The organism is Streptomyces regalis, from assembly GCF_001509475.1.
Classification (GTDB): Bacteria; Actinomycetota; Actinomycetes; order Streptomycetales; family Streptomycetaceae; genus Streptomyces; species Streptomyces regalis.
Window position 1 is genome coordinate 140455 of sequence record NZ_LLZG01000036.1, and the last position, 7604, is coordinate 148058.

The following is a 7604-nucleotide window of genomic DNA, read 5'->3' on the forward strand; positions in this document are numbered from 1 at the left end:
GAGTCCGCGCGCTCCTGACGAGGGCATGGCGATCGATTAGGCTGCGCCAACAGCCCTTGACTGGAGGTGCGGATGCGTCGCCGTGTCGCACGGAAACTGTCGGTCCTGGCGGTCTCGGCCGCCGTGGTGTCGGTGGGAGCGGCGGCGCCACCCGCCGCGCAGAGCAGTCCCGCCGAGAAGGTCCCCGTCGCCGTCGGCTACGGCGGCGCGGTGTCGAGCGTCGACGCGGACGCCTCCGCGGCCGGCATCGAGGTCCTGAAGAAGGGCGGCAACGCCGTCGACGCCGCCGTGGCCACGGCGGCCGCGCTCGGCGTGACCGAGCCCTACTCCGCCGGCATCGGCGGAGGCGGCTACTTCGTCTACTACGACGCCAAGTCCCGCACGGTGCAGACCATCGACGGCCGCGAGACCGCGCCGCTGTCCGCCGACTCCGACCTGTTCGTGGAGAACGGCGCGGCGATCCCGTTCGCCGAGGCCGTCAGCAGCGGCCTCAGCGTCGGGACTCCGGGTACGCCCGTCACCTGGCAGAAGGCGCTCGACAAGTGGGGCAGCAGGGGACTGGGCACCCTGTTGAAGCCCGCCGAGCGGCTAGCCCGGGACGGCTTCGTCGTCGACGACACCTTCCGCGCGCAGACCGCCGCGAACGAGACCCGGTTCCGCTACTTCCCGGACACCGCGAAGCTGTTCCTGCCCAACGGGGCCCTCCCGGTCGTCGGCTCCACCTTCAAGAACCCCGATCTCGCCCGCACCTACGCGGAGTTGGCGAAGAAGGGCGTCGGCGCGCTCTACCGGGGCGACATCGCCCAGGACATCGTCGACACGGTCAACAAGCCGCCCGTGGACCCGGGTTCCGGCTGGAACGCCCGCCCCGGCGACCTGACAGCCAAGGACCTGGCCGCCTACCGCGTCAAGTCCCAGGCGCCCACAAAGACCTCGTACCGCGGTTTCGGCGTCTACTCCATGGCGCCCTCCTCCTCCGGCGGCACCACGGTCGGCGAGGCCCTCAACATCCTGGAGAGCACGGACCTGTCGAAGGCGAGCGAGGCCCGGTACCTGCACCGCTACATCGAGGCCAGCCGCATCGCCTTCGCCGACCGCGGGCGCTGGGTCGGCGACCCGGCCTTCGAGGACGTACCGACGAAGGAACTGCTGTCGCAGCGGTACGCCGACTCGCGGGAGTGCCTGATCAAGGACGACGCGGTGCTGACGAGCCCGGTCGCGCCGGGCGACCCGCGCAACCCGGCGGCCTGCGACGCGAGTGGCACGGCGGCGCCGACCACGTACGAGGGCGACAGCACCACCCACCTCACGGCGGCCGACAAGTGGGGCAACGTCGTCGCGTACACCCTCACCATCGAGCAGACCGGCGGCAGTGGCATCACCGTCCCGGGCCGTGGCTTCATCCTCAACAACGAGCTGACGGACTTCTCCTTCACCCCGGCGAGCCCGGCCGTCCACGACCCGAACCTGCCGGGGCCGGGCAAGCGCCCGCGCTCCTCGATGTCACCGACGATCGTCCTCGACCAGCACAACAAGCCGGTCGTGGCGCTCGGTTCGCCCGGTGGCGCCACCATCATCACGACCGTGCTGCAGACGCTGACCGGGTTCCTGGACCGCGGGCTGCCGCTGGTCGACGCGATTGCCGCACCGCGTGCCAGTCAGCGCAACCAGACCACCACCGAGCTCGAACCGGGCCTGTGGAACAGTCCGTTGAAGGCTCAGCTGGAAGCGATCGGGCACGGCTTCCGGCAGAACCCCGAGATCGGCGCGACGGCCGGTGTGCAGCGGCTGCCGGGCGGCAAGTGGCTGGCCGCAGCCGAGACGGTACGGCGGGGCGGCGGCTCGGCGATGGTGGTGCACCCGGCGCCGTAGGCCCTGCCGCCTCACCCCACCCGGTTCGCAGCACCCGGTTCACAACTCGGGGGCGGGCGGCAGCTCTTCCGCGCGGAAGGTGAGCCGCCCGTCCGCCACGTCCACCGTCACCCGGCCGCCCTCGCCGATCCGGCCGTCCAGGAGCAGCCGGGAGAGCTGGTTGTCGACCTCCTTCTGGATGGTGCGGCGCAGCGGCCGGGCGCCGTACTCGGGCTGGTAGCCGCGCTCGGACAGCCAGTCGACGGCCGCGCCGGTGAAGTCGACCGCGACGCCCTGCGCGTGCAGCAGTCGGCGGGTCTTGTCCAGCAGCAGGTTGGTGATCCGCTCCAACTGGTCGTGGGTCAGCTGGCGGAAGACGACGATCTCGTCGATGCGGTTGAGGAACTCGGGCCGGAAGTGCTCACGCAACGGCCGCAGGATCCGCTCCCGCCGCGCCTCCTCGTCGGCCTCCACGTCACCCGCGCCGAACCCGATCCCGGCGCCGCCCCGGCTGATCGCCTCGGAGCCCAGGTTGCTGGTCATCACGATGACCGTGTTGGTGAAGTCGACGGTCCGGCCCTGGGAGTCGGTCAGCCGCCCGTCGTCCAGGACCTGCAGCAGGATGTTGAAGACGTCCGGGTGGGCCTTCTCGACCTCGTCGAGCAGGAGCAGCGAGTACGGGTGCCGGCGCACGACCTCGGTGAGCTGGCCGGCCTCCTCGTGCCCGACGTAGCCGGGCGGGGCGCCGATCAGGCGGCTGACGGTGTGCCGCTCCTGGTACTCGCTCATGTCGAGGCGGACCATGCGCTCCTCGCTGCCGAACAGCGTCTCGGCGAGCGCCCGCGCCAGCTCGGTCTTGCCGACGCCGGTCGGGCCGAGGAAGAGGAAGCTGCCGATCGGCCGGTCGGGGCTCGCGAGTCCGGCCCGCGAGCGCACCACCGCGTCGGAGACGACGCGCACCGCCTCGTCCTGGCCGACGACCCGCTCGTGCAGATGCTCCTCCAGGCCGAGCAGCCGGTCCTTCTCCTCCTCGGTGAGGCTGCTCACCGGGATGCCGGTCTGCCGGGAGACGACCTCCGCGATCGCCTCGGCGGTGACCTCCAGGTGCTGGCCCTCGTCGACCTCCTCGTCGACGGACGCGTCCGCCATGCGTTGCTTCAACTCGACGATACGGTCGCGCAATTGTGTCGCCTGCTCGTAACTCTCGTCGGCGACCGCCTGGTCCTTGTCCCGGGTCAGCTGCTCGACCTCGCGCTCCATGGCCCGGACGTCCGTGCCCTTGGTCCGCGCGCGCAGCCGTACCCGGGCGCCGGCCTGGTCGATCAGGTCGATCGCCTTGTCCGGCAGGCGGCGGTCGGTGAGATAGCGGTCCGACAGTTCCACGGCGGCGACGAGCGCCTCGTCGGTGTAGCGGACCTGGTGGTGGGCCTCGTAACGGTCGCGCAGGCCGCGCAGGATCTCGATCGCGTCGGCGGTGGTCGGCTCGGGCACCATGATCGGCTGGAAGCGGCGGGCCAGCGCCGCGTCCTTCTCGATCCGTCGGAACTCCTCCAGCGTGGTCGCGCCCACGATGTGCAGTTCGCCGCGCGCGAGAGCCGGCTTGAGGATGTTCCCGGCGTCCATGGACCCGCCCTCGCCGCCACCTCCGGCGCCCACGACCGTGTGCAACTCGTCGATGAAGACGATCAGTTGGCCGGAGTGCGAGCGGATCTCGCCCACGATGTTGTTGAGCCGCTCCTCGAAGTCGCCCCGGTAGCGGGTGCCGGCGACCACGCCCGTCAGGTCCAGCGCGATCACCCGGCGGCCGCTGAGCACGTCGGGCACGTCGCTGTCCACGATCCGCTGGGCCAGGCCCTCCACGATCGCGGTCTTGCCGACGCCCGCGTCGCCGATCAGCACCGGGTTGTTCTTGCCGCGCCGGGAGAGCACCTCGATGGTCTGCTCGATCTCCTCGTCCCGGCCGATCACCGGGTCGATACGGCCCCGGCGGGCGAGGTCGGTGAGGTCGCGGCCGTACTTGTCGAGGGTGGGGGTCCCGGTGTCGACGCGGGGCCGCTGGTCGACGTGAGGGCCGGGCTGGGCGGCGTCGGGGACCTGGGGCGGCATGCCCGAGGGGGCGAAGCGGGCCGCGTTCAGGATGTGCCCGGCGGCCGAGTCGGGGTTCGCGGCGAGGGCGCTGAGCACATGCTCAGGGCCGATGTAACCGGCGCCGCGCGCCCGGGCCAGGTCGTGCGCGTCCAGCAGGGCGCGCTTGGCGGCCGGGGTGAGGGAGAGCGACGTCGGCGGCGGGGCCTCGCCCGGCGGGTGCTGGACCGGGCCCGACCGCTCGTCGATCTCCGTCGCCAGCGAGTCCGGGTCCGCGCCGGCCCGGCTGAGCAGACTCCGGGTCGGCTCGGCGGACAGCGCGGCGCGCAGCAGGTGCTGGGTGTCCAGGTCGCGACTGCCGTGCTCGGCGGCGTACTGGGCGGCGCCCCGTACCAGCTCCCGGGCCGGCTGACTGAGCAGGCGGCCGATGTCGATCTGCCGGGGACCGGGGCGCGGTCCGCCGAAGAAGCGGGCGAGGAATTCTCCGAAGGGGTCGTAGTCCTCCGGACCACTGAAGCCGCTGGTCATGGCGTTCCCATCCGGCGTCCCTGCGCGGGCAGGGTCGCCCTCGCTGCTCGACGTGCCGGGGCCGGGTAACCCGGTTCGGGCTCGCTCATGCCACGATGGCACGTTCCGGCTCGGGGGGCATGTGCAGGAACCCCCGGGCTCCAGTCGCTTCCCACCGCTTGCGGCGGTCGGGTGCGCGTGGCAGGGCGCGGCTGGCGTCCGCAGGCGGCGCTGCGGCCGCGGGGCGGGCGAGCAGGGCCCAGGTCAGGATCGCGTCTGGTGAGGGCGACGCGGAGCGCTCGTAGGGCAGCCCGGCGAGCCAGGCAAGGAATGTTCCCAGGGCCTGTCCGACAATTCCCGTCGTCCGCCCGGAGGGCGGGCCCCGCGGCGTCATGGGCGAGGAGCCACGTGGGCGGTTCGGCAACGCGGCTGGGGGTCCCCCTCTGGGGAGTGCGAGCCAGACGCCGCGGGGCAGGCGGGAATTGTCAGACAGACCCTCGGTGTCAGAGGGCTTCCCGGGCGGTGAGAACGCGCGGTCCCGCGTCGGTGATCGCCACCGTGTGCTCCATGTGCGCCGCCCGGGAGCCGTCGTTGGTGCGCAGGGTCCAGCCGTCCGGGGCCGCGTGGTAGCCGTCCTTGCCGCTCGCGATGAGCATCGGCTCGATGGCGAGGACCAGGCCGTGCCGCAGCGGCATGCCCCGGCCCGGGCGGCCCTCGTTCGGCACCCCCGGATCCTCGTGCATCTTGCGGCCGATGCCGTGTCCGCCGAAACCGTCCGGGATGCCGTACCCGGCGGCCCGGCACACGGAGCCGATCGCGTGCGCGATGTCGCCGATGCGGTTGCCGACCACGGCCGCCTCGATGCCGGCCGCCAGCGCCCGCTGCGCCGTCTCGACCAGGCGTACGTCGGCGGGGCGCGCCCGGCCGACCGTGAAGCTGATCGCCGAGTCGCCCGCCCAGCCGCCCAGTTCGGCGCCGCAGTCGATGGACACCAGGTCGCCGTCCCGCAGGCGGTACTTGGTCGGGATGCCGTGCACGATCGCGTCGTTCACCGAGGCGCAGATGACGGCGGGGAAGGGGGTGGGGGCGAAGGAGGGCCGATAGCCGAGGAAGGGGGAGGTCGCGCCCGCGGCGCGGAGCACCTCACGTGCCACCTCGTCCAGCTCCAGCAGGGAAACCCCCACGTCAGCGGCCTTGCGTACGGCTGTGAGGGCTTGGCCTACGACCTGCCCGGCCGCATACATCTCATCGATCGACGTGTCCGTCTTCAGTTCCACCATGCCAATTACTATACCGGTATTTAAATGGGGGTCGGCTGGGCGGGTGCGGTATTAGAATGGGCGCCATGGTGCGCACCCCTCTCACCCCCGAAGAGCGTGAACGCGGCGAGCGGCTCGGCCGGCTGCTCCGTGAGGCGCGCGGCGGCCGCAGCATGGTGGAGGTCGCGGCGAGCGCCGGCATCTCCGCCGAGACGCTGCGCAAGATCGAGACCGGCCGGGCGCCGACCCCGGCCTTCTTCACGGTGGCTGCGCTGGCGCACGCCCTCGGTCTGTCGATGGACGAACTGGCCGGGCGCTGCACACCGGTTGTGGAGGTCGCCGCCTGACGGGCGCGCACGTCACGTTCCGGCAGCTGCGGCGCACTCTGCGTCCATTCGGAAAACTCCCCGTAGCCCATTCGTAACATGACTGGTGTTGCCTAACGGACCGGAGCACTCCGGTCTGGCGGGAGTTGGGCGATGTCAGTGGATCAACTCCCGGCCCGGGTACGGGAGTTCGTGAACTACCTGGACGGCCTCCTGGCGCGCCTGGATCAGGGCGGCGGTTGGTGCGGGGTGTTCTGGCAGCGCGACCCGGAGGGCATGCAGGCCTGCCTCGACGGACGGGAAGTGCCGCCCTGGGACGTGGTGGAGTCACTCCTGCACGACCTCGCCGCCCAGTACGGCCCCGGCGGCGCAGGCCCCGAGACGGAACGCGCCCGCGCCCTGCATGCCGCCGCCCTCGCCACGTACGACTCCCGGCCCGGCGGCCGCGACGCCCTCGGCGACCGGCTCGACGTCATGCTCCGCGAGCAGCGGTACGCCGCCGAACGGCAGGCTGACCTCGGCCGCTCGCTCGCCTCCGCCACCAGCCAGGAGGCGTCCGACGCCATCCGCCTCGACCTCGCCTGGGCCCGCGACGACCACGAACGCGCGACCGCCCGGTGTGCCGAACTCCGGGCCCGGATGGCCGACCTGGACCGACGGGCGGCGAGCGAACGGGGCCAGGCGATACGGCGGGACCGGGTGGGGGAGGGGTCCGTATTCCGTGTCGCCGACGGGTTCGAGGGCGACGGGTTCGCGGATGAGGGGGTCAGGGACGTCGGGTCCGGGTCCGGCCGTAGGCAGTCGAGTGTGACCGGTTCTCACGGCGGCGGATTCCCGGGTATGCCGCATCAGCGCGACGCGCAGTCGGCGGCCCAGGGGGAAGCCCCTGCCGGGACCGCCGCAGACCGGCACGACGGGCGTCGAACCGCCACCCCGGCCGCCGAAGCGGCTGAGTGGCGCGCAGCGCGGCGACGCCCCGGTGCCGGGTCGGTGGCGGAAGGCCATGGCTCCCTCCAGGGGCGTCCTGCGAACCGTTATGCCCCGGGAGGCATCGCCGGGCTGTCCGACTGGCCGGACGCGCAGGGCGCCGGCACGGCCCGCCCCACCGGGCAGCCCATGGACCACACCGCCCCGATCGGCGCCGCCGCGGCATCCGACTGGCCGGAAGTGCAGCACTCCGCCGACTCGATGCCCGAACACCACGCCCAGGCCTCCTCGATCGCCCCCGACCCCGCTCCTGCCCCCGACCCCACCCCCAAGCAACGCAAACGCCGCCGAGGCAGCGCCCGCTTCGCCGGGATGGACGAGGAGGAGGCGGCCCCCGTCGTCGTACCGCCGACCGCCGAACCCACCCTCCCCGCGCGGCCCGTCACCACCGGCCGCAGCCCGCGCGGGGCCCGGTTCGCCGGGGCCGCCGCCGAGACGCCCGCGGACACGGCCCCGAAGTCACGGCGTGAGCCGATGGACCCGGCGGATCGGCGGGGGGGCGGCCTGGCCCCGGAAACCCTCGCGAGGCAGGGCGGGGAGGGGGGCACCCGGGAGGCCCAAGTGGTGTTCGTGGGGGCCCCGTTCAGGC

5 protein-coding genes are annotated in these 7604 nt (G+C 72.9%); 3 read left to right on the forward strand and 2 right to left on the reverse strand.

Annotated elements, in window-relative coordinates; genetic code table 11:
- Positions 1 to 72 precede the first annotated feature (72 nt).
- On the forward strand, positions 73 to 1872 hold the full coding sequence (gene ggt, locus ADL12_RS07985) for a gamma-glutamyltransferase (protein WP_062700007.1): 1800 nt from the start codon (positions 73 to 75) through the stop codon (positions 1870 to 1872).
- A 39-nt stretch (positions 1873 to 1911) separates the two neighbouring features.
- On the opposite strand, the gene ADL12_RS07990 is transcribed toward ggt, so the two are convergent.
- Both ADL12_RS07990 and map read right to left on the reverse strand, forming a co-directional pair.
- Positions 1912 to 4464 carry an ATP-dependent Clp protease ATP-binding subunit gene (locus tag ADL12_RS07990; RefSeq protein WP_062700008.1) on the reverse strand — a complete coding sequence of 851 codons (2553 nt, stop codon included), beginning with the start codon at positions 4462 to 4464 and terminating at the stop codon, positions 1912 to 1914.
- A 482-nt stretch (positions 4465 to 4946) separates the two neighbouring features.
- A complete protein-coding gene (gene map, locus ADL12_RS07995) occupies positions 4947 to 5723 on the reverse strand; it encodes a type I methionyl aminopeptidase (protein ID WP_062700009.1) in 777 nt (258 codons plus the stop codon).
- Between the two features lie 65 nt (positions 5724 to 5788).
- Between map and ADL12_RS08000 the strand changes: the two genes are divergently transcribed.
- Together ADL12_RS08000 and ADL12_RS56205 are read left to right on the forward strand one after the other, a co-directional pair.
- Positions 5789 to 6049, forward strand: a complete 261-nt coding sequence (locus ADL12_RS08000) for a helix-turn-helix domain-containing protein (RefSeq protein ID WP_062700034.1) — start codon at positions 5789 to 5791, stop codon at positions 6047 to 6049.
- A 132-nt stretch (positions 6050 to 6181) separates the two neighbouring features.
- Positions 6182 to 7604: hypothetical protein (locus ADL12_RS56205; RefSeq protein WP_244187813.1), on the forward strand; the 1423-nt coding region annotated here is incomplete at its 3' end.